22 protein-coding genes, 1 tRNA gene and 1 pseudogene are annotated in these 24567 nt (G+C 63.7%); 11 read left to right on the forward strand and 13 right to left on the reverse strand.

From position 1 onward, the window contains the following. Positions 1-354 precede the first annotated feature (354 nt). Both rpsO and NCT05_RS10365 read right to left on the reverse strand, forming a co-directional pair. Entirely contained in the window at positions 355-624 is a 270-nt protein-coding gene (gene rpsO / locus NCT05_RS10360) for a 30S ribosomal protein S15 (protein ID WP_008341789.1), read from the reverse strand. A gap of 160 nt (positions 625-784) precedes the next feature. Continuing rightward, positions 785-2074, reverse strand: a complete 1290-nt coding sequence (locus tag NCT05_RS10365; protein ID WP_250502222.1) for a branched-chain amino acid ABC transporter substrate-binding protein — start codon at positions 2072-2074, stop codon at positions 785-787. A 195-nt stretch (positions 2075-2269) separates the two neighbouring features. Here NCT05_RS10365 and NCT05_RS10370 point away from each other — a divergent pair, with 195 nt between their 5' ends. After that, on the forward strand, positions 2270-2785 hold the full coding sequence (locus NCT05_RS10370; RefSeq protein ID WP_033535784.1) for a hypothetical protein: 516 nt from the start codon (positions 2270-2272) through the stop codon (positions 2783-2785). 45 nt (positions 2786-2830) lie between these two features. On the opposite strand, the pseudogene NCT05_RS10375 reads toward NCT05_RS10370, so the two are convergent. The 7 genes and pseudogenes from NCT05_RS10375 to NCT05_RS10405 form a co-directional block, all read right to left on the reverse strand. Then, positions 2831-4158, reverse strand: a pseudogene (locus tag NCT05_RS10375) (IS4 family transposase). Between the two features lie 131 nt (positions 4159-4289). Further along, on the reverse strand, positions 4290-5834 hold the full coding sequence (locus NCT05_RS10380) for a 2-isopropylmalate synthase (protein ID WP_008341793.1): 1545 nt from the start codon (positions 5832-5834) through the stop codon (positions 4290-4292). Between the two features lie 357 nt (positions 5835-6191). After that, the gene (locus NCT05_RS10385) at positions 6192-6848 is read right to left on the reverse strand and encodes a C40 family peptidase (RefSeq protein WP_008341795.1); all 657 of its coding nucleotides are present in this window, start codon (positions 6846-6848) and stop codon (positions 6192-6194) included. A 147-nt stretch (positions 6849-6995) separates the two neighbouring features. Further along, on the reverse strand, positions 6996-8594 hold the full coding sequence (locus tag NCT05_RS10390; protein WP_250502223.1) for an ABC transporter ATP-binding protein: 1599 nt from the start codon (positions 8592-8594) through the stop codon (positions 6996-6998). Continuing rightward, positions 8591-9712: an ABC transporter permease gene (locus tag NCT05_RS10395; protein WP_372492617.1), complete on the reverse strand. Its 1122-nt coding sequence runs from the start codon at positions 9710-9712 to the stop codon at positions 8591-8593. Before NCT05_RS10395 ends, NCT05_RS10390 begins: the two co-directional genes overlap by 4 nt. 1 nt (position 9713) lies before the next feature. Continuing rightward, complete coding sequence (locus NCT05_RS10400; RefSeq protein ID WP_250502224.1) at positions 9714-10754, reverse strand: microcin C ABC transporter permease YejB; 1041 nt, start codon at positions 10752-10754, stop codon at positions 9714-9716. Between the two features lie 12 nt (positions 10755-10766). Next, positions 10767-12632 carry an extracellular solute-binding protein gene (locus NCT05_RS10405; protein ID WP_250502225.1) on the reverse strand — a complete coding sequence of 622 codons (1866 nt, stop codon included), beginning with the start codon at positions 12630-12632 and terminating at the stop codon, positions 10767-10769. Positions 12633-12872: 240 nt separating this feature from the next. On the opposite strand from NCT05_RS10405, the gene fabI reads away from it, so the two are divergent. Beyond that, the gene (gene fabI, locus NCT05_RS10410) at positions 12873-13670 is read left to right on the forward strand and encodes an enoyl-ACP reductase FabI (protein ID WP_008341802.1); all 798 of its coding nucleotides are present in this window, start codon (positions 12873-12875) and stop codon (positions 13668-13670) included. Between the two features lie 85 nt (positions 13671-13755). Here the strand turns inward: fabI and NCT05_RS10415 are convergent, their stop codons facing one another. The 3 genes from NCT05_RS10415 to NCT05_RS10425 all read right to left on the reverse strand — a co-directional run bounded on the left by NCT05_RS10415 (position 13756) and on the right by NCT05_RS10425 (position 16269). Further along, positions 13756-14151, reverse strand: coding sequence for a hypothetical protein (locus NCT05_RS10415; protein WP_175982687.1), 396 nt, complete (start codon positions 14149-14151; stop codon positions 13756-13758). A gap of 265 nt (positions 14152-14416) precedes the next feature. Next, on the reverse strand, positions 14417-14767 hold the full coding sequence (locus NCT05_RS10420) for a hypothetical protein (RefSeq protein ID WP_250502226.1): 351 nt from the start codon (positions 14765-14767) through the stop codon (positions 14417-14419). A 188-nt stretch (positions 14768-14955) separates the two neighbouring features. Beyond that, positions 14956-16269: an MFS transporter gene (locus NCT05_RS10425; protein ID WP_175982688.1), complete on the reverse strand. Its 1314-nt coding sequence runs from the start codon at positions 16267-16269 to the stop codon at positions 14956-14958. Positions 16270-16411: 142 nt separating this feature from the next. Between NCT05_RS10425 and NCT05_RS10430 the strand changes: the two genes are divergently transcribed. From NCT05_RS10430 to loiP, 9 genes are all read left to right on the forward strand, one after another. Then, entirely contained in the window at positions 16412-17185 is a 774-nt protein-coding gene (locus NCT05_RS10430) for a GntR family transcriptional regulator (protein ID WP_250502320.1), read from the forward strand. Beyond that, positions 17182-18843 (forward strand): malonate decarboxylase subunit alpha, encoded by a 1662-nt coding sequence (gene mdcA, locus NCT05_RS10435; RefSeq protein ID WP_175982690.1) that lies wholly within the window; start codon positions 17182-17184, stop codon positions 18841-18843. Before NCT05_RS10430 ends, mdcA begins: the two co-directional genes overlap by 4 nt. Then, complete coding sequence (locus tag NCT05_RS10440; protein WP_250502227.1) at positions 18843-19700, forward strand: triphosphoribosyl-dephospho-CoA synthase; 858 nt, start codon at positions 18843-18845, stop codon at positions 19698-19700. Before mdcA ends, NCT05_RS10440 begins: the two co-directional genes overlap by 1 nt. Positions 19701-19713: 13 nt before the next feature. After that, on the forward strand, positions 19714-20022 hold the full coding sequence (locus NCT05_RS10445) for a malonate decarboxylase subunit delta (protein ID WP_008341815.1): 309 nt from the start codon (positions 19714-19716) through the stop codon (positions 20020-20022). Continuing rightward, positions 20019-20861 (forward strand): biotin-independent malonate decarboxylase subunit beta, encoded by an 843-nt coding sequence (locus tag NCT05_RS10450; protein ID WP_250434891.1) that lies wholly within the window; start codon positions 20019-20021, stop codon positions 20859-20861. The genes NCT05_RS10445 and NCT05_RS10450 overlap by 4 nt, the downstream gene beginning before the upstream one ends. Next, entirely contained in the window at positions 20858-21673 is an 816-nt protein-coding gene (mdcE, locus tag NCT05_RS10455) for a biotin-independent malonate decarboxylase subunit gamma (protein WP_250502228.1), read from the forward strand. The genes NCT05_RS10450 and mdcE overlap by 4 nt, the downstream gene beginning before the upstream one ends. Further along, on the forward strand, positions 21673-22314 hold the full coding sequence (locus tag NCT05_RS10460; protein WP_250502229.1) for a malonate decarboxylase holo-ACP synthase: 642 nt from the start codon (positions 21673-21675) through the stop codon (positions 22312-22314). Before mdcE ends, NCT05_RS10460 begins: the two co-directional genes overlap by 1 nt. After that, positions 22311-23246, forward strand: a complete 936-nt coding sequence (gene mdcH / locus NCT05_RS10465; RefSeq protein WP_033535786.1) for a malonate decarboxylase subunit epsilon — start codon at positions 22311-22313, stop codon at positions 23244-23246. Before NCT05_RS10460 ends, mdcH begins: the two co-directional genes overlap by 4 nt. Before the next feature lie 169 nt (positions 23247-23415). Then, positions 23416-24174, forward strand: coding sequence for a metalloprotease LoiP (gene loiP, locus NCT05_RS10470; protein ID WP_175982696.1), 759 nt, complete (start codon positions 23416-23418; stop codon positions 24172-24174). Positions 24175-24350: 176 nt separating this feature from the next. Here loiP and NCT05_RS10475 read toward each other — a convergent pair. Then, positions 24351-24443, reverse strand: a tRNA-Ser gene (locus NCT05_RS10475). Positions 24444-24567 lie beyond the last annotated feature (124 nt).

Here is a 24567-nt window from a genome sequence, read left to right on the forward strand (position 1 = left end):
TTCTACGTTTGCGCCGCGCCGGTCGACTGGCGCGTGCGGGAAGGTCCGGAGCCACGCTTGAGAGGTGTGTTATGCCATTCCAGCGCGATGCGTTTCGATGAACGTCGTCGCGCTGGAATGACACAAAGCTCCGCTGCGAGGCTGGACCGAGTGTCGGACCGGATGGACTCATCCGGGACAAAGCTTATGAACTGCCGAAACTTCCGACTGCGTGGCAACTCCGGGCGCCGATTGCCGAAAACACGATCGGGCACCACTTCGCGACCGAAACGCACAAAAACAAAGTGCCTGTATCAGCGGACTGACACAGGCACTTCATTAGGACGTTGGCCGCAAAGCCACGCTTGGCGCCAATTACTTGCGCAGACCCAGCTTTTCGATCAGCGAGCGATAACGATCCGCGTCCTTGCCCTTCAGGTAGTCGAGCAGCTTACGACGACGGCTCACCATGCGCAGCAGACCGCGGCGGCTGTGGTGATCCTTCGAGTGCGACTTGAAGTGGACGGTGAGTTCGTTGATGCGGCTCGTCAGCAGTGCGACTTGCACTTCGGGAGAACCGGTGTCGTTTGCGCCGCGTGCGTATTCAGCGACGATGTCGGATTTCTTGATTTCTGCTACGGACATTTGCTTTTCCTTTGATACAGACAGGCGGTCACGGAAGAAAGGCCGTGCCGTGGATTTACAAAAAGTGAATCGTTTCCGGCAATGCGCCAAAAACGAAGCGCAGAGTATAGCACAGTGCAATGTCTCGCCGAAGCACTTCTGCGCGGGGCGAATCGGCGCCTTAGCGCGGCGGGCGCGACATACGGCACGTCGTCGGTTGCGCGGTCTTGTCGGCGGGGACGCTCTGAAGCGTGCGGAAGCCGTAGCCCGAGCCTTCGTTATCGAGCGGGACACCTTTCGTCCCCGCCTTGTCCATTTCCATGACGTAAAGGGGCTGGATCACCTGATGATCTTCGGCACGCACGGTCATCGGGTGGAAGCCTTCGCCGTCGAACTTCATGCCTTCGAGCGTGCGCGCCACCGCGAGCGGGTCCGCGCTTTTTGCGCGCGTCATCGCGGCGGCGAGCATTTCTACCATCAGCGGCATACGCGCGACAAGGTAATCGTCCGCGGCGGCAGGATAGCGGGCTCTGAACGCGCGATAGTACGCGTCCGACGCAGCGCTGCCCGCATTCGGATGCCAGTCCGCCACGGCGATCACGCGCTTCACGCCGGCATCGCCGAGCGCGGCCGGAGCGCCCAGACTGTTGCCGTAGAACGTGTAGAACTTCGTGTCGAGCCCCTGCTCGCGCGCGGCTTTGACGAGAAGCGTCAGATCGTTGCCCCAGTTTCCGGTGATCACCGCGTCCGCTCCACTCGCGCGGATTTTCGCGATGTAAGGCGCGAAATCCTTCACGCGCCCGATCGGATGAAATTCGTCGCCCGCGATCGCGATGTCCGGGCGCCGCTCCCTGAGCGCGCGCTGTGCCTCGCGGCTCACGTCGTGGCCGAAGCTGTAATCCTGATTGAGCAGATAGACCTTCTTCACCGCGCGATCGTCTTTCAGCGCATCGGCGAGGGCATCCATCCGCATGCCGGCGTGCGCGTCGAAGCGGAAATGCCAGAAACTGCACGCGTCGTTGGTGAGCGCGGGATCGTCGGCGGAATAATTGAGGAACAGCACGCGGCGATCCGGCTCGCGAGCGTTTTGGCGGTCGACAGCCGCTACGAGCGCCGCCGCCACCGCCGAACTGTTGCCCTGCATGACGAAGCCGATCTTCTCGTCGATCGCCGCACGCAGCTGCACGAGACTCGCCTCGCTGCTGCCCTTGCCATCGAGCACGACGAGTTGCAGCGGATGCGCGCCGTCCGCGAGCTTCACGCCGCCTTGCGCGTTCACGCGCTCGACGCCGAAACGCAGATTGCGCTCGACCATTGCGCCGGCGTTCGCGAACGGGCCGGACATGCCTTCGATCAGCGCGAGCTTGATGGGTGGCAATTCGGCCGCCCGCGCCGTCATGGATAAGGCAAGACACGCCGATGCCGCGATGCGCAGCCATTGCATCGCGCGCGCGCTGGTTCCGTTCTTCATGAGTTTCCGCCGATCCGCCGAAAGCGCGGATCATAGGCTGCAGCGCGCGCCCCGCGCAAGTCGCGATTGCCGACACATCGGCTTGAATGCCGCGACGTATCGGAGAATGCTTTGCCGCGCGCGCATGTCAAAATCACGGGAAACATCGAACAAACGCTGCTCGCCGCCGCGAGGAGCAAGCACGTGGAGGCTTCAATGCTGCATATACTCAACCGCATGCGCGCATCGCTGACATGCGCCGGGGTCGCGCTCCTTTTGTCCGCCTGCGCGCAGCCGTGGCAGAACTATCAGGCTGGCGCGGATGCCTCGACGATCACCGCCCGCCTCGGCCCGCCGCGCGAAATCTACGATCTGCCCAATGGCGGCAAGCGGCTGATGTGGCCGACGCAACCGCTCGGCGAATTCACCACCGCCGCCGATATCGACGCTTCCGGCAAGATCGTCAATGTTCGGCAAGTGCTCGACGAAAACGAGTTCTACAAGGCGCAGATCGGCACCTGGACGAGGCAGGACGTGCTCGTGAACTTCGGGCGGCCCGTGGAGACGTCGTACTTTCCGCTGATGAAGCGCGAAGTCTGGACCTATCGCTACATGGAGGCGAACATCTGGTATCTGATGTACAACTTCTATTTCGACGAGCAGGGCATCTTGCGCATGACGCAGAAAACGCCCGATCCGTTGCACGATCCGGATCGGCGCAATCTGTTCTGAGCGCATCGACGCCATGTAAAAAGCCCTCGCGAAGAGTAATGCCGTTCAGTTAAGGTCTTTTCCTAGATAGCGAACGGTGTACCGTTTAGGGCGGGATTTGACGACCCGGTCGCATGTGCGTCCGGGTCGTTTTTCGTTGCGCATAGACTTGAGCCTTTCGCGCAGACGCTGAAGGCAGGCGGGTAATTTTGCAAACGCCGGCGTGAGGGCCGCCCACATCATCTCGTGCTGGATCGTGTGAAGCGCTCGCACGAAGCTGATATCAGTCGGAGCAAGTTTCGCTTCTCGCGCGGCGCTCGCGATCTCACGTCGAATCAGGTTGTAGGCGATCAACGCGCCCCATATCTCCTGATAGACCCCTGCGACGGTGCGGCTGCGCAAGGTCAATTCCGAACCCAGCATCGATTGTTTGAGCTCGGCGTAACTGGTTTCGATTTGCCAGCGGCGCTCATAACAGGCGACGATATCAGCGGGTTTGAAGCGTCGGCGATCGATCAGCGAAGTCAGCAGCACGCGTTCGCGTCCGCGCGCGTCGATGGCACGGATCGCCCGCGCGCTCCAGAATTCGGGCAAAGCCGGACATTTCTGGCGCGCCTGCGGCGACACACGCATGCGCACCATCGCATCGTCAGCGCTACCCGAGACGACTTCCCAGCAGGTGTTGGCTTTGGCTGGAATCAGGAAGTGGCGATTGCGCGCGTTCATCGTCAGGCCACACAGGATTTCCGCGGCCAGAAAGCCTTTGTCGAACACCGTCAGTGAGTCTTCCGGGATCTGCGCCAGCAGGCTTTTGGCGTACACCATTTCGTTGGTGTCGTAGCGACCGAATTGATATCGGCGATCAGGTGCGTCGGAATGGCGGTGAGCGTCACGGCGCGCACCTGCGGATAACTCGCCACCTTGCCGCTGGCATAGCCCTGCGCGCCAAAGTGCTCGCGGTTGGCCGCGCTGTCCGGGGTGCGCAGTGTGGTGCCATCCATTGCCCACAGACTTAAGCCCTTGAACGCATGGTGGGCCGCGTCCTGAGTCGTCCACGCTCGCGCGGTCTGTTCAAACAGCCACGCCATCGGCGCTTCGCCAACGCGTTGGCGCGCCTGCGCCGCAGCGCTCTTGCTGACAAACGGGGCGGCCTCGTTGGGCAAGGCCAGATCGAGGCTGTCAAGGACCTCGCTGATCGACCAGTGACGGTACATCGCCAGCGCAATGACCAGCCACACCACCTGCTCGGCCGGAAGGCGACGGCGCCGGATGCTCGCCGTGCCGGTCGCCTGGACTGCGCGTTCGATCCACTCGAAGGGCAGATGCTCGGCCAACCGTCGCAGATCGGCCGGCTCCTGTGCTTCGATCAGGTACGTGAGGTGGTTGGCAAGCATCGCACCGAGAAGTTAACAGTCCGGCGCTCCGTTTACAACCACTTCTCGCTCCACAAACAAAAATGCCGTTCAGCGCTAACTGAACGGTATTACCTCGCGAAGAGGGCTTTTTTGCGTTTCGACCGATCGAATCAAAGCTGCGGATTGAGCTTTTCGACCTTCGAATGCAGCTTGTTCAACGCGGCGATGTACGCCTTCGCCGACGCCGCGACGATGTCCGGATCCGTGCCCACGCCGTTCACGATGCGACCGCTCTTCGACAGACGCACGGTGACTTCGCCCTGCGCCTGCGTGCCGGTCGTGATCGCGTTGACCGAATACAGCACGAGCTCCGCGCCGCTCTCGACCTTCGATTCGATCGCGTGCAGCGTCGCATCGACCGGACCGTTGCCGCGCGCTTCGCCCGTGACTTCGGTGCCTTCCACCGCGAACACGACCTTCGCTTGCGGCTGCTCGCCGGTTTCCGAATGCTGCTTCATCGACACGAAGCGGAAGTGCTCTTTCGCCTGCGCCTCGGCGGATTCCTCGGAGACGATCTGCATGATGTCTTCGTCGAAGATTTCGGCCTTGCGGTCAGCGAGATCCTTGAAGCGCGCGAATGCCGCGTTCACATCGGCTTCGGATTCGAGCGTCACGCCCAGTTCTTCCAGACGCTGCTTGAACGCATTTCGGCCCGACAGCTTGCCGAGCACGATCTTGTTCGCGCTCCAGCCCACGTCTTCCGCGCGCATGATTTCGTAGGTGTCGCGCGCCTTCAGCACGCCGTCCTGATGGATGCCCGAAGCGTGCGCGAACGCATTCGCCCCGACGACCGCCTTGTTCGGCTGCACGACGAAACCGGTGATCTGCGAGACGAGCTTCGAGGTCGGCACGATCTGCGTCGTGTCGATGCCCAGATCGAGGCCGAAGTAATCCTTGCGCGTCTTCACCGACATCACGATTTCTTCGAGCGACGTATTGCCCGCGCGCTCGCCCAGACCGTTGATCGTGCATTCGACCTGACGCGCGCCGCCGATCTGCACGCCCGCGAGCGAATTCGCGACCGCCATGCCGAGGTCGTCGTGGCAATGCACCGACCAGATCGCCTTGTCGGAGTTCGGCACGCGCTCGCGCAGCGTCTTGACGAGATTGCCGTAGAGCTCCGGCACGCCGTAGCCGACCGTATCCGCGATATTGATGGTGCGCGCGCCTTCGTCGATCACGGCTTCGAGCACGCGGCAGAGATAATCGATATCCGAGCGGCTGCCGTCTTCCGGCGAGAATTCGACATCATCCGTGAACTTACGCGCGAAACGCACCGCGAGGCGCGCCTGGTCGTAGACCTGCTCCGGCGTCATGCGCAGCTTCTTCTCCATGTGCAGCGCCGACGTCGCGATGAACGTGTGGATACGGAACTGGCCGGCGGGCTTGAGCGCATCGGCGGCGCGCTGGATGTCCTTGTCGTTCGCGCGGGCGAGCGAGCAGACCGTGCTGTCCTTCACGAGCCCCGCGATGGTGTGGATCGCGTCGAAGTCGCCGTTCGAGCTGGCCGCGAAGCCGGCCTCGATCACGTCGACCTTCATGCGTTCCAGTTGCTTCGCGATGCGGATCTTCTCTTCCTTCGTCATCGACGCGCCGGGGGACTGCTCGCCATCGCGCAAGGTCGTGTCGAAGATGATCAACTTGTCTGCTGCCATGTTGGGCTCCTGTGGGGAGATTTATCGATTGTTGGAGATATCGAGACGAAACTCAAAAGGGAATTCGGGTGTTCGCGCCACCGCTGGCGTCGAAAACCTGAATGGACGAGCAGACGGGAGGCGTGAAGGATCAGCGCGGTAGGCGCGCTAGCAGCGATAGTGCGCGTAGCGACGCACTAGCCGGAAACAACGAGAAGGGGAACGTGAAAAAGTTCATTCAAAAACTATAACGACTTTTGATGACGTGTGCAATGAGGCTTTCCGATTGCGCCGATTGACGCTGCCTCGCGCCCGAACGCAAAACAAAAAAGCCTGCGTCCGCAAAGGAGGCAGGCTTTTTTCGATGCCGACAGACGATCAGTAACCGCCGATCGACGCGCTCACGCGCTGGCGCAGTTCCGCGCCGTCGCCGACTTGCGCGTTCTCGATGCGACGCGCGCCCTGAAAACGCTTTTCCCAATAGCCGTCTTCCATGTCGTCGACACGGATCGTGCTGCCGGTCGACGGCGAATGCACGAACTTGTTGTCGCCGATATAGATGCCGACGTGCGAGAACGAGCGGCGCATCGTATTGAAGAACACGAGGTCGCCCGGCTTCAGATCGGAGACGGTCACTTTCTCGCCGACCCGGCTCATTTCCTCGGCGCGGCGCGGCAAGGTCATGCCGAGCGTGTCCTGGAAAACGTAGCGGACAAAGCCGCTGCAATCGAGACCGGAATCCGGCGTGTTGCCGCCCCAGCGATAACGCACGCCGATCATGTTGAGCGCGCCGACGACGACGTCGCCCGCCTTGCTCGCCACGCCCGACAGAAACGACTTCGCGCCGCCCGGATTGCTGGCGGCGTCTGCGCTTGCTGCATCGCTGGATTTGCTAGAGAAAATGCCGTTGTTGGCATTTTGGCTGCTACTGCTGACTTCGTCGGCGAACGCGCCGGAAGTTGTTGTCATCAGAAGGCCGATTAACATGCTCGCGGCGGCGCGCGCACATGTCTGAGTCATCGTTAGTGGCTGCATCGGTCGGTAGGTTTTACAATTAAAAGCTGCTAAATCAGGGAGATACGTGAAAGTTTGGAGGGATACTAGCCATAAAGTATTTAACTGTCAAAAGAAATAGAAAAATACAATTGAGACGCGCACCCAATTGGCGAAAAAGAAAGATTTTTAGGAAACTAGCGATGCTTTCAGAAGCTTTCTTGTGTATTCGTCAGAAGGGTTCGCAAAAATCTTCTCTACTTCCCCCGACTCCACGACAAAACCATTCCGCATGACCGCGACGCGATGAGCCATCGCGCCGATCACCTGCAGGTCATGGCTAATGAAAACGTAACCAAGATTGTGCTTCTTCTGAATATCGGCCAGAAGCGCAAGCACTTGAGTTTGAATGGAAACATCGAGCGCGCTGGTCGGCTCGTCGAGGATCAGGATGCTCGGTTCGAGCACGAGCGCGCGCGCGATCGCAATGCGCTGGCGCTGTCCGCCGGAGAATTCGTGCGGATAGCGATCGAGCGCCGCGCGCTCCATGCCGACTTCGCGCAGCACGGCGATCACTTTCGCCCGTCGAGCGGCGGCATCGAGTTCCGGTCGATGCAGCGCGAGCCCTTCTCCGACGATGCGCTCCACCGTCTGCCGCGGCGAGAGCGAGCTGAACGGGTCCTGAAACACCACTTGCAGGTTCGAGCGCAGCACGGTTTTTTCGCGTCCGCGAAAATCGCCGATTGCGCGCCCCTGGAACTCCACCGCGCCGTTCGAGATGCGCTGCAGGCCGAGTAGCGCCATCGCGAGCGTCGATTTCCCCGAACCCGATTCGCCGACGATGCCGAGCGTCTCGCCCTGGCGCACCGTCAGCGTGACGTCGTCGACGGCCTTGAAGCGGCCGCGCCGGAACCAGCCCGCGAAACCCGGCAGACGCGTCGGGTAATCGACGGACACATCCTTCGCATCGAGCAGCACCGGGGCGATGGGCAGCACCGGCAGCACGCTGCGCTTCGGCTTGCTCTCGATGAGCCGCTTCGTGTACGGATGCTGCGGCGACGCGAAAATGGCCTCCACCGTGCCGCTTTCGACGAGCACGCCCTTCTCCATCACCGCGACGCGCTCGGCGAAGCGCCGCACGAGATTCAGGTCGTGCGTGATGAGCAGCACCGCCATGCCGCGCTTTTCGGCTTCATCGCGCTGAAGTTCGAGCAGCAACTCGACGATCTGCGCGCGGATCGTCACATCGAGCGCGGTGGTCGGCTCGTCGGCGAGCAGAAGCCGCGGCCGGCAGGCGAGCGCCATCGCGATCATCACGCGCTGACGCTGTCCGCCCGAAAGCTGATGCGGATAACTGTCCACGCGCCTTTCCGGCTCGGTGATCCCCGTACGCGCGAGCAGCGCAATCGCGCGTTTTCTCGCCTCGCGCGGGCTCGTGCCGTCGTGCAGGCGGATCGTCTCGCCGATCTGGTCCCCGACCGTGTAGAGCGGATTGAGCGCGGTCATCGGCTCCTGAAAGATCATCGCGATGTCGGAACCGCGCAGACCTCGGATCGCGCGTTCGCTTTTCGACAGCAATTCCTCGCCGTTGAAGCGGATCGATCCGCTCACTTCGGCCTCGTGCCCGAGGCGCAACACCGACAGCGCCGTCACGCTCTTGCCCGAGCCCGATTCGCCGACGAGCGCCACACGCTCGCCCGCGCGAATGTCGAGATTGACGCCATCGACCGCGAGCGTGTCGCCGAAGCGCACGCGCAAGTCTTCGATCGAAAGTAGCGGCTCCGTCACTGCCCGCCTCCGGCTTTCACGGCATCGGAAATACGCGTATCGAGCGCGTTGCGCAAGGCGTCGCCCATGAAGGTCAGCAGGAGCAGCGTCGCGACGAGCACGCCGAACGTCGACAGCGAAATCCACCACGCGTCGAGATTGGCCTTGCCCTGCGCGAGCAACTCGCCGAGCGACGGCGTCGGCGACGGCACGCCGAGGCCGAGAAAATCGAGGCTCGTGAGCGCGAGAATCGCTCCGCTCATGCGAAACGGCAGGAACGTAATGACGGGCGTCAGGCTATTGGGCAAGACGTGCCGCCAGATGATCTGCCAGTTCGACAAACCCATCGCGCGCGCGGCGCGGACATAGTCCTGCGTGCGGTTGCGCAGAAACTCCGCGCGCACGTAATCCGACAGGCCGATCCATCCGAACAGCGACAGCAGGATGATCAAAAGAATGAGACTCGGCTCGAATATCGACGCGAAGATGATCAGCAGATAAAGCTCCGGCAACGCGCTCCAGATTTCGATCAGGCGTTGCCCGGTGATATCGATCCTGCCGCCGAAGTAGCCCTGCACCGCGCCCGCGACGACACCGAGCACGGTGCCGATCGCCGTCAGCACGAGCGCGAACAGCACCGACACGCGAAAGCCGTAGACGAGGCGCGCGAACACGTCGCGGCCGCGATCGTCGGTGCCGAGCCAGTTCTCGCGCGACGGCGGCGCCGGGTTCGAGCCCTTCGAAAAATAGTTGAGCGTGTCGTAGTAGTAGTGATTCGGCGGATAGATCGCGAAGTTGCCGGGCGCGCTGAAGCGATCGCGCACGAACGGATCGAGATAATCGGCGGGCGTCGGAAAGTCGCCGCCGAAGGTCGTCTCCGCATACGTCTTCACGAGCGGAAAGTAAATGTGGCCCTGATAGCGCACGACGAGCGGCTTGTCGTTCGACCACAGCGGCCCCGCGAGACTGATGACGAACGCCGCGATGAACACGATCAGGCTCCAGTATCCGAGCCTGTTTCGCTTGAAGCGCAGCCATACGCGCCGTCCTGGCGGCACCGATGCCGCGCCGCGCAGCGGTTGCGCATCGCTGCCGTTGGCACCGCGCCGTGACGATTCCGGTGAAGCGGCTCGATTCAAATCAGCGCTCCAGTTGTTCGAATTGAATGCGTGGATCGACCCAGACGTAACAGAGGTCCGAGATGAGCTTCGTCGCGAGGCCGATCAGCGTGAAGAGATAAAGCGTGCCGAGCACGACCGGATAGTCGCGCCGCACGACGGATTCGTACGAGAGCAGTCCGAGGCCGTCGAGCGAAAAGAGCGTCTCGATCAGCAGGCTGCCCGTAAAGAACGCGCCGATGAACGCCGCCGGAAAACCGACGATCAGCGGCAAGAGCGCGTTGCGGAATACGTGCTTCCACAGCACGCGCCGCTCACTCAAGCCTTTGGCGCGCGCGGTCAGCACATATTGCTTGCGGATTTCGTCGAGGAACGCGTTCTTCGTGAGCATCGTGACGACGGCGAAGCTGCCCACCACCGACGCCACGACCGGCAACGTGATGTGCCACAGATAATCGAGAATCTTGCCGCCGAGCGAGAGCGTCGCCCAGTTGTCGGACGTGAGATTGCGCAGCGGAAACAGTTGCAAGAACGTGCCGCCGCCGAACAGCACGAGCAGCAGCACGCCGAGCACGAAGCCCGGAATCGCAAAGCCGACGAGCACGATGAGACTCGTCGCGACATCGAACTTCGAGCCGTTCTTCACGGCTTTGGCGATGCCGAGCGGCACCGATATCAGATACGTGATGAAGAAGGTCCACAAGCCGATGCTGATCGACACCGGCAGCTTCGACACGATCAGCGACCACACGCTCTGATGCCTGAAATAACTCTCGCCGAGATCGAAGCGCGCGAACTTGCCGAGCATCAGAAAGTAGCGTTGCAGCGGCGGTTTGTCGAAGCCGTAGAGCTTCTTCAGTTGCTCGACCTGCTGCGCATCGACGCCCGTATGCGTGCGCAGCCCGAAGCCGCCGCCGCCTTCGGACTGTCCGCGCCGCAAGTCGTGCACCGCCTGTTCGACCGGACCGCCCGGCACGAACTGGATCACGACGAACGTGAGCGTCAACACGCCGATGAGCGTCGGGATCATCAAGAGAATGCGTTTAAGGATGTAGCTCCACATGGCGCGTCCTCGTTACTTCGCCGCGTGCGCGGCGGGCCCGGATTTGGCCCACCACGTCGATATGACCCACTCTTCCGCGCCGTAATACAGCGGCAGCGTCGACGGGTACGCCAGCGTATTCCGATACGCCACGCGATGCGTCGCCGAGTACCAGTGCGGCACCACATAGTAGCCGTTCATCAGCACGCGATCGAGCGCGTGCGTCGCGTCCACCAGTTGCTCGCGCGTCTGCGCGGAGATCACTTTCTGCAGGATCGCATCGACGGCCGGCGACTTCACGCCTGCGAGATTGTCGGAGCCCTGCTCGTCCGCGGACTTGCTGCCGAAGCGCGAAACCTGCTCGGTGCCCGGCACCTGCACGTCGGGCATGCGCACGCTCGTCACGTCGAAGTCGAACGCATCGAGACGTTTCTGGATCAACGCGTAATCGACGGTGCGAAAGTTCATCGTGATGCCGAGCTTCTGCAGATTGCGCCCGAACGCGGCCGCGACCGGCTCCATCGACGCGCCGCCGCCGGTGTCGTCGAGAATCTCGAAGACGAACGGCTCGCCCTTCGCGTTGCGCAGCGCGCCGTCGCGATACGTCCAGCCGGCTCGAGCGAGCAATTCGCGCGCCTTGATGAGATTGGCGCGCAGCGAGCCGGGCGGATCGGTGTCCGGCTGACGCGGCATGTCGCCGAACACGGAAGGATCGAGCTGCTTCTTCAGCGGGTTCAATATCGCGAGTTCGCCTTCGCTCGGCAATCCCTTCGCCTGCAGATCCGTGTTGACGAAAAAGCTGTCGATGCGCCTGTACTGATTGAAGAACAGTTGCCGGTTGAGCCACTCGAAATCGAGCGCGAGATCGAGCGCCTGACGCACGCGCACGTCCTTGAAGAGCGGCTTGCGCGTGTTCATGAAGAAGCCCTGCATGCCGGTGCCGTTGTGGTGCGGGAACTCGCGCTTGATGAGCTCGCCGCTGTCGAAGCGTTTGCCGATATCGCGCCGCACCCAACTGCGCGCGACGTACTCGACCAGCACGTCGTACTCGCCCGCCTTGAACGCTTCGAGGCGCGCGGTCGGATCGCCGTAAAGCTTGTAGTCGATGTGCGCGAAATTGAACGTGCCGACACGCACCGGCAGCGCCGTGCCCCAGTAATCCGGATTGCGCCGGTACGAGATCGTGCGGCCGTTGTCGTAACGATCGATCAGATACGGCCCGCTGCCGATGGGCTTCTGGAACGCGATCTTGTCGAACGGAATGCGCGTGCCGTCCGGCTTCATGCCCCACTTGCGCGAAAACACCGGAATGCCGCCCGCGAGCAGCGGCATCTCGCGCGTCGCGATCTTGAACTCGAAGCGGATCGTCTGCGGATCGACGATCACCGCGCGCGCGATCTGCCCGAAGTACACGGAGAACTGCGGCGCGGCAAGCGGACTCTTGAGCGTCTCGAACGAGAACTTCACGTCTTCCGCCGTGACCGGATCGCCGTTGGAAAAGCGCGCTTTCGGATTGATGTGGAAGGTGGTCGACATGCCATCGGGCGCGACGGAAATGTCATCGGCGAGCAGGCCGTAAGCGGTCGATACTTCGTCGGAACTGCCTGTCGTCAGACTCTCGAACATCAGCGAAAGACCGGGCGCGGGATTGCCGCGCAACGTGAACGGATTGAACTTGTCGAAGCTCGTCAGCCGGTTCGGGTTCGCGAGGACGAGCGTGCCGTCGCGCGGCGCGTCGGGATTCACGTAATCGAAGTGCTTGAAACCGGCCGGGTATTTCGGCTCGCCGTATTGCGCGATGGCATGCACCGCGTAAGCCGGACTCGCGAGCCATGCCGCCGATGCGGCCAGCGACCAGGTCAGGACCAAGCGTGAGGCGCTGCATAAACGGATCGTCATGTGCCTCTGGGCGCGATTTGAGTGTGTGACGCGATGGAGTGACCCGGCCGGAAACCCGAAGCGCGAGCCGCGGGAATCTTAAGGCGAGGCATTGCGATGTGAGAGAATTCTACCCAAAATCACGCACCGCTCGGCCTGCGACCCAAGGGTTGTCGACTGGCCGATCGCGCCACGCACGACCCCGCGCGGCATCGGACAACCGGTGCGCGCCGCGACACTGACATCAAAGAAGGAGCATTCATGGGCTTTCTCGCTGGAAAACGAATTCTGCTGACGGGCCTGCTGTCCAACCGCTCGATCGCTTACGGCATCGCCGCGGCCTGCAAGCGCGAAGGCGCGGAACTGGCGTTCACGTATGTCGGCGAGCGCTTCAAGGAGCGCATCACCGAGTTCGCGACCGAGTTCGGCAGCGACATGGTCTATCCGTGCGACGTCGCCGACGACGCGCAAATCGATGCGCTGTTCGCGTCGCTGAAAGAACGCTGGGACTCGCTCGACGGCCTCGTGCACTCCATCGGCTTCGCGCCGCGCGAGGCAATCGCGGGCGATTTCCTCGACGGCATGACGCGCGAGAACTTCCGCGTTGCGCACGACATCTCCGCCTACAGCTTCCCCGCGCTCGCGAAAGCCGCGCTGCCGATGCTGAAAGACGGCTCGTCGCTGCTCACGCTGTCGTATCTCGGCGCCGAGCGCGCGCTGCCGAACTACAACACGATGGGCCTCGCGAAGGCATCGCTCGAGGCGAGCGTGCGTTACATGGCGGCGTCGCAGTCGCTCGGCGCCAAGGGCGTGCGCGTCAACGCCATCTCGGCCGGCCCGATCAAGACGCTCGCGGCGAGCGGCATCAAGAGCTTCGGCAAGATTCTGAACTTCGTCGAACAGAATGCGCCGCTCAAGCGCAATGTGACGATCGAGCAAGTGGGCAATGTGGCCGCGTTCCTGCTGTCGGATCTGTCGAGCGGCATGAGCGCGGAAGTCGTCCACGTCGATGCCGGATTCCATGCGGTCGTCGGCGGAATGGGCGGCGACGCGGAATAAGCGCCCGTTCGCAGCTTCAAAATGAAGCGCCGCTCACTTCAGGTGAGCGGCGCTTTTTATTTGCCGCGATGACCGCGCCCTGCGCTCAACGATAGCCGTGCGGGCCGCCATGTCCGTTGCCGTGCCCGTTGCCATGTCCGTAACCGTGCCCCGGCGGCGGACCATGCGGGCGCGGCGGAGGCGGCGGACGGCCGTGCCCGTAATGACGATAGTAGTCGTTGCGGCTCCAATAGCGTCGGCCGTCCCAGTACCGGCTGCCATGCCAGCCGATGACGACCGGCGGCGCGTACATCGGCGCGGGCTGATAGACGACGGGCGGCGGAGGCGGTGCATAGACCGGCGTCGGCGCGACGTAGACCGGCGCCGGAATGCCGATATTCACGCCGACATGAACGTCCGCCGCGCGCGCGATGCCCGTCACGCTCAGCGCCGCCATGGTCAGCACACCGGCCACGATTCGTCCCGAGAACTTCTTTTTCATATGCAACCGGACCTCGCTTTGTACTTGTTCGCTTGCGCTCAAATATAACGAAAACCTTTCGACGCAATATTTCAGCTTTGTAAGTTATTGCCTGCTCGCGCTTTACGTCTGGAGAAACCTTACCTTTTGTTACATCGCGCGGGTGAGAATTCGCGGCGTTGTTGTTTTACTGGGAATTCGCCCTTCCACGTTCAAGCGGCAACAAAAAAGCCACCCGTGACGAACGAGTGGCTTTCGGCGACGGACGCCGGGCGGCGCGGGACGATCAACGCCAGCCGTTGTGACGGCCGTGGTCATGGCCGTCTTGATCGTGGCCGCGGCCATGATCGTAGTGGCGATAGTAATCGTCGCGATCCCAGTAGCGACGGCCATCCCAGTAACGATCGCCATGCCAGCCGACCACGATGGCCGGCTGCACGTAGACCGGCGCCGGAGGCGGCGCGTACACGACGGGCGGCGGAGGCGGCGCATAGACCGGCTCGGGCGCGACGTACACGGGCGCGGGCACCCCGATGTTCACGCCCACGGACACACCCGCATTGGCCGCGCCGGACACCATCAGACCGCCGAACATCACGGCGCCAGCCAGCACGGAAGCCTTCGATACCTTGTTCATGTAAAGCCCCACCCCGATGGGTTGTTTGTTGTGTTGACCGGACTATATCGGACGGATGCCGCATCGAGTGTTCGACTTCGTAACCTGCTATTACCGAGGAAAAACTTACGAAAAGTAAGCTCGTGCAGATGAAAAAACGGCGGCCCTCGCATCGCGAAGATCGCCGTTCGTGAGAGGCGCAGCGAAGATCAGTTCGGCAGTTCCTGGCCTTTCGTTTCCGGCGCGAGCGGGATCACCGCGAGACCGATGAGAAACGCAATCGCGGTAATGGCAATCGGCACGCCGAGCGTCTTCATGTTGAGCACCATCGCGCCGATGCCGAAGTTCACGATCGCGCCGAAGAAGCGCCCGACCGACGTGCAGAACGCGAAGGCCGTCGCACGCACGCGGGTTTCGAACTGCTCGGGCAGCCACAGCGAGAAGAGCGCGAAGTTGCCGCCGAAAAAGCCCAGCACGACGAGCAGCGCGATGAACGGCACCAGCCCGTTCGGCAGATAGAACGCCCAGCCGAACGCGAGCGCGATCGACGCTGCCATGCCGACGAAATACACCGCGAGCGTCTTTCTGCGGCCGATCTTTTCGGCCATCGGCGGCAGCGCGAGACAGCCGACGATCGTGCCGATCGAAAGCAACCCCGTCGCGATCGACGCCATGCGCGCGGCATCGTGCTTGTCCATGCCCGCCTTCGTCGCGAGCTGAACGACCGCCGACGGTTCATACACCGCGCCCGCCCACAAGCCGATGATCGCCACCGTCAGCAGCACGGCCGCGACGATCGTCCGCTTGCGATATTGCGCATTGAAGATCGCCTTCAGCGAACTCTCGTGCTTGACGTGCGGATGAGCGGTTTCGGCGCGTTCCCACTTGTCGGTTTCCTTCACGCGCAGGAGCACCATGATCGACACGACGACCGGAAACAGGCCGACGAGAAACATCGCGCGCCAGCCGAACGTCGCGCCGATCGTGTAATTGAGCGCGGCGGCGAGGAAGAAGCCCGCGTAGTAGCCGGTCTGCAGATAACCCGCGCCCATCTTCCGGCGATCTTCCGGCCACGCTTCCGCGACATACGTGCCCGCGAGCGCCCATTCACCGCCGATCCCCACGCCCGCGCAAAACCGATAGAAGCCGAGCTCCCACACGTTATGCGCGGTCGCCGCGAGGCCGGTGAAGATCGCGAACGTGAAGATGGTCGCCGCGAGCACTTTCGTGCGTCCGAAACGGTCGGCGAGCGGTCCCCAGATGAACGACAGTCCCCATCCGACGAGAAAGAGCGCGAAGAGAATCGAGCCCGCAAGCCCGATGTTCGCCGGCGTCGCATCATAGCCCGAACGCGGCAGCAATTCGGTGAGCGCCGGCGCGAGCACGAGCGCGTAGATGAACGAATCCATTCCGTCGAGCGTCCAGCCGGCCCACGCACCCCAGAAACCGGTGATCTGCGACCGGTTGAGCGGTGTCTTCGTGGCGCGCGTGGCGCTTATCTGTCGATCCAGCGTGCTGGGCATGGCCATGTCTCCAAAGGAATTAGCGACGCGCCGGTTAAAAGTGTTTGTTATGGCGTCTAGGGAAAGCACCGAAGTACCGTGTGCGTTTTTATATATAATATTTGAACATCGACACACGACAAGTCCGCACTTTCACCTAGCCATGCCGACAGATCTCTCAGCCGGATCGACTCCGGCCTCATTTCGCGACGCGCAGTTCGAACCGCGCCAGAGCACGTCGCGCTTCATCGCGGATGCGCTGCGCGCCGCCATCGTCGATGGCTCGCTGTTGCCGGGCGAGCCGCTGCGGCAGGACGCGATCGCCCGGCAGTTTTCGGTCAGCGCTATTCCGGTGCGAGAAGCGTTCCGCCAGCTCGAAAGCGAAGGCTGGGTGACAATCGAGCCGAATCGCGGCGCGGCCGTCAGTCTGCAATCGGCCGACGAGGCGCGCGAGATCTACGAGATTCGCGCATCGCTCGAAAGTCTCGCGATCGGCATTGCGATCGCGCATCACACGCCCGAAACGCTTGCCGACGCGAAACGCCTGCTCGAAGCCGCCGAGAACGAGCCCGATCCGACGCTCTACGTCGTGCGCAACGAGCAGTTCCACATGGCGCTCTACGCGCCCGCCGACCGTCCTCGGCTGATGGAGCTGATCGGCCAGATGCATCGGCGCGGCGAACGCTATTTGCGGCTGAAGCTCGGTCTGCCGATCCACAAGGATTCATCCGATGCCGAGCACCGCGCGATCTTCGATGCCCTCGCCGCGCGCGATATCGAACAGGCGCAGACGCTCGTCGCGCGCCATCTGCTCGCGACGGGCGACCTGCTCTACCGCTTTCTCGCCGATGCCCAGGCGCTCGCGCACTCGAGCCACGTCAAGAAGAAGAAACGCCGCGCATCTTCCCGATCGAATTCCGTCAAGGCCGACCAATGAACGACGTCATCGCTAAAACCCGCAACTGGAACACGCGCGCGCAGGAAAAAGCGCGGCGTCTTAAGCTGATCGAGCCGTGGATGAACGGCTCCGTGCTCGATGCCGCGCACATCGTCGATGCGTTGAGTGCGCTCATCGTCACCGGCGACCGTGTCGCGCTCGAAGGCAACAATCAGAAGCAGGCGGACTTTCTCTCGCGCGCATTCGCGAAGCTCGATCCGGATCGCGTGCACGACATCCATCTGCTGATCTCGAGCATCAGCCGTCCCGAGCATCTCGCGCTCTTCGAGCAAGGCATCGCGCACAAGGTCGATTTCGCGTTCGCCGGGCCGCAAAGCCTGCGCGTCGCGCAACTGCTCGAAGACGGCATGCTGGAGATCGGCGCGATCTATACGTACATCGAACTGTATGCGCGCATGTTCATCGACTTGACGCCGCAGGTCGCGCTCGTGTGCGCGGTGCAGGCGGACCGGCACGGCAATCTGTACACGGGCGCCAACACCGAGGACACGCCGACGATCGTCGAAGCCACCGCGTTCCGGCATGGCATCGTGGTCGCGCAGGTGAACGAAATCGTCGACGAACTGCCGCGCGTCGATATTCCCGGCTCGTGGGTCGATGTCGTCGTCGAGGCCGATCGTCCGTTCGCCGTAGAGCCGCTTTTCACGCGCGATCCGCGTCACATCGGCGAATTGCAGATTCTCATGGCGATGATGACGATCCGCGGCATCTACGAGCGCTATGGCGTCAAGGCGCTCAATCACGGCATCGGCTTCGATACGGCCGCGATCGAACTGCTGTTGCCGACATACGGCGAGAAGCTCGGCCTCAAAGGAAAGATCTGCACGAACTGGGCGCTCAATCCGCATCCGACGCTGATTCCCGCGATCGAATCCGGCTGGGTGGACAGCGTGCATTGCTTCGGCAGCGAAGTCGGCATGGAGGACTACATCGCGGCGCGCTCCGATGTGTTCTTCACCGGCCGCGACGGCAGCCTGCGCTCGAATCGCGTGTTCTGCCAGCTCGCGGGGCAATACGGTGTCGATCTCTTCATCGGCTCGACCTTGCAGATGGACGCCGACGCGAATTCGTCGACGGTCACGCTCGGGCGGCTCGCGGGCTTCGGCGGCGCGCCGAACATGGGACACGATCCGCGCGGCCGGCGTCATTCGAGCGAAGCGTGGCTCAAGCTCCTGAAGGACGACGGCCCGAATCCGAAGATCGCGCGCGGCCACAAGCTCGTCGTGCAGACGGCCGAGACGTACAAGAAAGGCGGCGAGCCGACCATCGTCGATGCGCTCGACGCGATTGCCGTCGGCGAGAAAAGCGGCATGCCGATCGCGCCCGTGATGATCTACGGCGACGATGTCACGCACGTCGTGACGGAAGAAGGCATCGCGTATCTGCACGCGGCCGAAGGCGTCGACGAGCGCCGCGCCGCGCTCGCGGCGGTCGCGGGCGTGACGCCGATCGGCATGCGCGCCGATCCCGCGAAGACGGCGGAATTGAGACGGCGCGGCATCGTCGCGTATCCGGAAGATCTGGGCGTGCGGCGCGGCGAAGCCAAGCGCTCGCTGCTCGCGGCGCGCAGCATCGACGATCTCGTCGCGTGGTCGGGCGGCTTGTACGCGCCGCCCGCGCGCTTCCGGAGCTGGTGATGAAGCCGGCTCTTCGCGATCTTGCGCGCGCGGTCGCGTCGCCGTCGCTCATCGCGCAATGCGCCGTCGATGCGCTGATCGCCGAGGCGCGTCTCACGCCGAAGCCCGCGCTCGTCGATGAACGCGGCAGCGGCGCGCATCGCGATCTCGATCTGGACACGATGCTGCGTTCCGCTCGCGCCCTGCATCCGACGTTTCTCGCGATCGCGCGCGCGGCGTCGCACGCGGAGCCGTCGCAGATCTTGCGCGAGCAACTGGCGCGCATCGGCCGCGAAGGCGAATCCGCGATGATGCGCGCAACCGATGGCAGCAACGCGCATCGCGGCGCGATCTGGATCATCGGTTTGCTGTGCGCGGGCGCGGCGATGCAAGCGCCCGACGACAGCGGCGCGATCTGCTTCTCGGCGGCGAAGATCGCCCGTTTCGACGATCGCTACGCGCCGCTAACGGCAACGAAGAGCCACGGTGCGCGCGTCAGCGAACGCTATCGCGTGGCGGGCGCACGCGGCGAAGCGCGCGATGGTTTTCCTCACGCGCGGCTCGTCGGCCTGCCCGCGCTGGACGCCGCGCGCGCACGCGGACTCGACGAATCCGACGCGCGGCTCGATGCGCTCGTCGCGATCATCGCGTCGCTGGACGATACGTGTCTTCTGCATCGCGGCGGAATGCCCGCGCTCGAAGCAGCGCATCGCGGCGCGCGCGATGTGATCGCTTGCGGCGGAGCGGCGAGCGTCGCGGGCCGTCGCGCGCTCGAGGCGCTTCACGAAGAACTGATGAAGCTGAACGCATCGCCCGGCGGCGCGGCCGACCTGCTCGCGGCGACACTCTTTCTCGACAGTCTCAGGCGCTTGCCCTGAAGAGGAACGAACGATGGAAAACATGCGATACGAATATCCGGCCAAACGGCCCGTCACGCGCCGCGCGCACGTGGGCGTCGTCGGCTCGGGCGATCTCGAAGTGCTGCTTTCGCCGTCACAAAGTGCGAACGCGGAAGTGGTGATCCGCACGAGCGTCGATGGCTACGGCCATGTCTGGAAAAGCGTGCTCGACCGCTTCTTCCAGCGCTACGACGGCGCGGCGAAAATCGAACTGAACGATTTCGGCGCGACGCCCGGCGTCGTCATGCTGCGACTCAACGAAGCCGTCGAAGCAAGCGAAAGCGAAGGAGACACGCCATGAACGCGCACGACACGTTTCTCGCGCGGCACAGCTTCATCGAAATGACGGCGCGCGAACGCGCGCACGCGCTGCTCGACCAAGGCACGTTCCGCGAACTGCTCGGCCCGTTCGACCGCATCGAATCGCCGTGGCTCGCGATGCAGAACATCGTCTGCCAGGCGGATGACGGCGCGGTCATCGCACGCGGCATGCTCGGCGGCGAACCGGCGGTGATCGCCGCGATCGAGCCGGCGTTTCAGGGCGGCAGCATCGGCGAAGTATCCGGCGCGAAGATCGCCGCCGCGCTCGAAATGGCCTTGAGCGAATTCGAAGCCGGGCGCGCGATCCGTCCCGTCGTGCTGTTCGAAACCGGCGGCGTGCGTCTGCAGGAAGCGAATCTCGGGCTCGCGGCCATCGCCGAAATTCAGGCGGCGATCGTCGCGCTGCGGGCTCATGTGCCTGTCGTCGGGGTGATCGGCGGGATGGTCGGCTGCTTCGGCGGCATGTCGCTCGCGGCCGCGCTCTGTACCGAGCTGGTGATGACGCGGCAGGCGCGCCTCGGCATGAACGGGCCGGAGGTGATCGAGCAGGAAGCGGGCATCGAGGAACTCGATTCGGGCGACCGGCGCCTCATCTGGTCGATGATCGGCGGCGAGGAACGCGTCGCGGTCGGTCTTGCGGACACGCTCGTCGAAGACGATACCGAGCAGGTGCGCGACGCCGTGCTCGCGGCGTTCAGGCGCGGCGTGCCGCCGCGGCATCGCACGGAGAACGTGGATGGCTTCATCGCGCGGCTCGCCGACGTCAACCCCGACGCCATTGATCCCGACACCTTGCGCAAACTGTGGGGCGCATCATGACCGGCACACTTTCCCGCGGCGAGCGCTGGCTCGACGCGCTGACTTCTGCGTCGACGCAATCGGAGCGCGGGCCGATCCGCGTGCGCGAAGGCGCTCTCGATGGCGAACGCGCGAGCTTCTTTGCCGTCGTGCCCGATCCGCAGAACCGCTTCCCGCGCGCGACCGATAACGTCGTCGGCCTCGAACAGGGCTGGCTGCTCGCACGCGCCGTGCGCGAAACGATCGACGCCGATCGCGATGCCGGGGTGAAGCGCGCCATCGTCGCCGTCGTCGATGTGAAGAGCCAGGCGTACGGACGTCGCGAAGAACTGCTCGGCATTCATCTCGCGTGCGCCGCCGCCGTCGATGCCTACGCGAGCGCGCGGCTCGCGGGCCATCCGGTGATCGCGCTGATCGTCGGACCGGCGATGTCGGGCGCGTATCTCGCGCACGGCTATCAGGCGAATCGCATCGTCGCGCTCGACGCGCCCGGCACGGCCGTCCACGCGATGGGCAAGGAAGCTGCGGCGCGCGTTACGCGGCGCAGCGTCGAAAGCCTCGACGCGCTCGGCGACGCGGTCCTGCCGATGTCGTACAAGATGAGCGCCTACGCGAAGCTCGGCTTGCTGCACGAGCTGATCGAAGGCGTCGACGCCGACGCGCCCTCTTCCGCCGACATCGAGCGCGTGAAGGCATCGCTCGCGGCGGCGGTGAAGGATGCGCGCAGCGGTCCGCGCGATCTGTCGAACCGGCTCTCTTCCGCCGATGCGAAACGCACGCGCGCCGCATCGATCGAGGTGCGCAGGCGCATGCGCGAGCAGTGGAGCGTTTGATGGACCGCGTGATGGAGCGCGCGCCGCGTCCGCACGATTTGCTGCGGATCGCGCCCGCGACGCCCGCCTTTGACGACGCGCCCGCGTGGGTCGCCGCGTCGCTCGCGCGCGCGCCGTTCGTCGTCGTGCGGCGCGCACCGCGCATCGGCGCTGCGATTCCCGTCGGCGTGCGCGGAATGACGCGCGGCGAACGCTTCGGCGCGTGGATCGAGACGCGTCACATCGACGCGATGCTCACGCCCGAAGCGCTGCGCACGCGCGAGCCCGATCCGGCGCGTCGCGACCTGCCCGCGTTCGCGTTGTTGCGCGCGGTCGCGCCGATCATCGACGGATGCGGTCTCGAATGGGGCCCGGCCGGCAGCGCGGGCTTCGAGCTCGCGTGCGCGATGCCGGCGATCACGCGCGACAGCGACCTCGATATCGTCGTGCGCGCGCCGACGCCCTTGCCCCGCGAAGACGCATCGGCGCTCTTCGATGCGCTCTCGCGAGCGGCGCAGAAGGAAGACACGCGCATCGACGTGCAGATCGAAACATGCGACGCGGCTTTCTCGCTCGCGGAGTTCGCGCGCGTCGGACTACGCGTCATGCTGCGGCACGCCGACGGCCCGCGCCTCGTCGCGAATCCGTGGGCAGCGGCATGATCGCGTACCTCTTTCCCGGACAGGGCGCGCAAGCGCCGGGCTTTCTGCATCGGCTCGGCGGCGGCGAGCCGCATCCGGCGATCGTCCGCACGCTCGACGAAGCATCCGATGTGCTCGGCGCGGACGTCCGCGATCTCGACAGCGCCGACGCGCTCAAATCGACCGTCGCCGTGCAGATTTCGCTCGTCGTCGCGGGCGTGGCCGCGGCGCGCGCGCTCGCGGAGGAAGGCGTCGAGCCGAAAGCCGTCGCGGGCTTGTCGGTCGGGGCGTTCGGCGCGGCGGTCGTGTGCGGCGCGATTTGTTTCGACGATGCGCTCGAACTCGTGCGCCTGCGCGCCAGGCTGATGGAAGACGCGTATCCGAGCGGCTACGGCATGCTCGCCGTGCTCGGGCTCAACGAAAGGGAGATCGCCCGCGCGATCGCCGATTGCGGCGCCGACGCCTACATCGGCAATCTGAACGCGCCGCGTCAAATCGTCCTTTCGGGCAGCGACGCCGCGCTCGCGCAAGTCCGCGACATCGCCCTGTCGCGCGGCGCGCGGCGCGCCGAACGGCTGTGCGTGAGCGTGCCCTCGCATTGCGTGCTGCTGGAAAGCGCCGCGCAACGGCTCGGCGAAGCGGCGAGCAAGGTGCGGATCGAGGCGCCGCGCATCGCCTACATCGGCAATCGCGGCGCGCGCGTGCTGCGTCGCGCCGACGCCATTCGCGAAGACCTCGCCACCAATCTGCGCTATCCGGTGCGCTGGCACGAATCGACGATCGCGCTCGCCGAACTCGGCGCGAAGGTGTTCGTCGAGATGCCGCCGGGACAGACGCTCACGCAGCTTGCCGCCGAAGCCTTGCCGGACGCGGCTTCGATCGCGATGGACGCCGCACCCGCCGCATCCGTCGCCGCACGCGTGCGCGCCGCCTGCAGGCGCGCGACCGATTGATTCGCGTTCCGTGCGCGACTGATGCACGGTTTCCGCTGGCGTTTTCATCTTTTTTGCCGACAAAATCGGAATTTTCGAATAGCTTACGAATCGACTGTCATTAGCATTTCGCTGCGTTCGCGCACTCTGCGCAGAACGACGATCACAACAACATTCGAAAGGTAAAACTATGACGATCTTCCGCATCGCGCTGGCGGCCTCCGCTGTGTTCACACTTGCGTCGTGCAGCAGCATGAGCAGCATGGATCCGAACCAATTGATGCAATCCGGGCAAATGGCGACTCAGGCGCTGTCGCTGAGCGACTCCGATGTCCGCACGCTGTCCGACAAGTCTTGTGCCGAACTCGACAAGGAAAACAAAGTCGCGGCGGCCAACAGCCCGTACACCCAGCGCCTGAACAAGATCTCGAAGCAGCTCGGCGACAACATCAACGGCGTGCCGGTCAATTACAAGGTCTATCTGACGAAGGACGTCAACGCGTGGGCGATGGCGAACGGCTGCGTGCGCGTTTACAGCGGCCTCATGGACCTGATGAACGATGACGAAGTGCGCGGTGTCGTCGGGCACGAAATGGGGCACGTCGCGCTCGGCCATACGAAGAAAGCGATGCAGGTGGCGTACGCGACGTCGGCGGCGCGCACGGTGGCTTCGGCGGCGGGCGGTATGGTCGGAAGCCTGTCGGCGTCGCAGCTCGGCGATCTGTCGGAAAAATTCGTCAACGCGCAGTTCTCGCAAACGCAGGAATCGGCCGCTGACGATTACTCCTTCGATACGCAGAAGAAGAAGGGCTACGACCCGAAGGGACTGGTCACGGCGTTCCAGAAGCTCGCGACCATCGATGGCGGCAAGTCGAGCATGCTGAGTTCGCATCCGTCGTCGCCGGCGCGCGCGAAGCATATCGAGGACCGGATCGCGTCAGGGAAGTAAGGATGTGACTGAGCGCGAGCGGCGACGCTCGCGTTCTCTTCGGCGACGATTCAGAAGGATGACGAAGCGATGCACTTCGTCGCAATGCACTTCGTCGCAATGCACTTCGCCGACTAACGCGGCAAAAAGAAAAAGCCCCGCAAGTTTTTAACCTTGCGGGGCCTTTCTACGACAACTGGCGGAGACGGAGGGATTCGAACCCTCGATCCAGTTTTTAGCCAGATGCTCCCTTAGCAGGGGAGTGCCTTCGACCTCTCGGCCACGTCTCCCAAACTTTTCGCCGCACCGGGAGTGCAGTGCAACGAGATCGAGATAATAGCGTGTTCGCAGGCCGGGGTCAAATTCACACGACGATTTTTTTCGAAACGGCCAATATGAAATCGCGCGTTCAGC

Source organism: Caballeronia sp. AZ7_KS35 (genome assembly GCF_023631045.1).
Taxonomy (GTDB): Bacteria; Pseudomonadota; Gammaproteobacteria; order Burkholderiales; family Burkholderiaceae; genus Caballeronia; species Caballeronia zhejiangensis.

What these genes read in the sequence shown, in the direction of transcription:
- NCT05_RS10440 (WP_250502227.1), top strand. Translation starts at nt 18,843, where the DNA reads ATGAAGCCGGCTCTTCGCGATCTTGCGCGCGCGGTCGCGTCGCCGTCG.
- fabI (WP_008341802.1), top strand. Translation starts at nt 12,873, where the DNA reads ATGGGCTTTCTCGCTGGAAAACGAATTCTGCTGACGGGCCTGCTGTCC.
- NCT05_RS10425 (WP_175982688.1), bottom strand. Translation starts at nt 16,269, where the DNA reads ATGCCCAGCACGCTGGATCGACAGATAAGCGCCACGCGCGCCACGAAG.
- mdcA (WP_175982690.1), top strand. Translation starts at nt 17,182, where the DNA reads ATGAACGACGTCATCGCTAAAACCCGCAACTGGAACACGCGCGCGCAG.
- NCT05_RS10445 (WP_008341815.1), top strand. Translation starts at nt 19,714, where the DNA reads ATGGAAAACATGCGATACGAATATCCGGCCAAACGGCCCGTCACGCGC.
- NCT05_RS10385 (WP_008341795.1), bottom strand. Translation starts at nt 6,848, where the DNA reads ATGCAGCCACTAACGATGACTCAGACATGTGCGCGCGCCGCCGCGAGC.
- NCT05_RS10405 (WP_250502225.1), bottom strand. Translation starts at nt 12,632, where the DNA reads ATGACGATCCGTTTATGCAGCGCCTCACGCTTGGTCCTGACCTGGTCG.
- NCT05_RS10420 (WP_250502226.1), bottom strand. Translation starts at nt 14,767, where the DNA reads ATGAACAAGGTATCGAAGGCTTCCGTGCTGGCTGGCGCCGTGATGTTC.
- NCT05_RS10430 (WP_250502320.1), top strand. Translation starts at nt 16,412, where the DNA reads ATGCCGACAGATCTCTCAGCCGGATCGACTCCGGCCTCATTTCGCGAC.
- NCT05_RS10450 (WP_250434891.1), top strand. Translation starts at nt 20,019, where the DNA reads ATGAACGCGCACGACACGTTTCTCGCGCGGCACAGCTTCATCGAAATG.
- NCT05_RS10370 (WP_033535784.1), top strand. Translation starts at nt 2,270, where the DNA reads ATGCTGCATATACTCAACCGCATGCGCGCATCGCTGACATGCGCCGGG.
- rpsO (WP_008341789.1), bottom strand. Translation starts at nt 624, where the DNA reads ATGTCCGTAGCAGAAATCAAGAAATCCGACATCGTCGCTGAATACGCA.
- NCT05_RS10380 (WP_008341793.1), bottom strand. Translation starts at nt 5,834, where the DNA reads ATGGCAGCAGACAAGTTGATCATCTTCGACACGACCTTGCGCGATGGC.
- NCT05_RS10365 (WP_250502222.1), bottom strand. Translation starts at nt 2,074, where the DNA reads ATGAAGAACGGAACCAGCGCGCGCGCGATGCAATGGCTGCGCATCGCG.
- mdcE (WP_250502228.1), top strand. Translation starts at nt 20,858, where the DNA reads ATGACCGGCACACTTTCCCGCGGCGAGCGCTGGCTCGACGCGCTGACT.
- NCT05_RS10415 (WP_175982687.1), bottom strand. Translation starts at nt 14,151, where the DNA reads ATGAAAAAGAAGTTCTCGGGACGAATCGTGGCCGGTGTGCTGACCATG.
- NCT05_RS10400 (WP_250502224.1), bottom strand. Translation starts at nt 10,754, where the DNA reads ATGTGGAGCTACATCCTTAAACGCATTCTCTTGATGATCCCGACGCTC.
- NCT05_RS10460 (WP_250502229.1), top strand. Translation starts at nt 21,673, where the DNA reads ATGGACCGCGTGATGGAGCGCGCGCCGCGTCCGCACGATTTGCTGCGG.
- loiP (WP_175982696.1), top strand. Translation starts at nt 23,416, where the DNA reads ATGACGATCTTCCGCATCGCGCTGGCGGCCTCCGCTGTGTTCACACTT.
- mdcH (WP_033535786.1), top strand. Translation starts at nt 22,311, where the DNA reads ATGATCGCGTACCTCTTTCCCGGACAGGGCGCGCAAGCGCCGGGCTTT.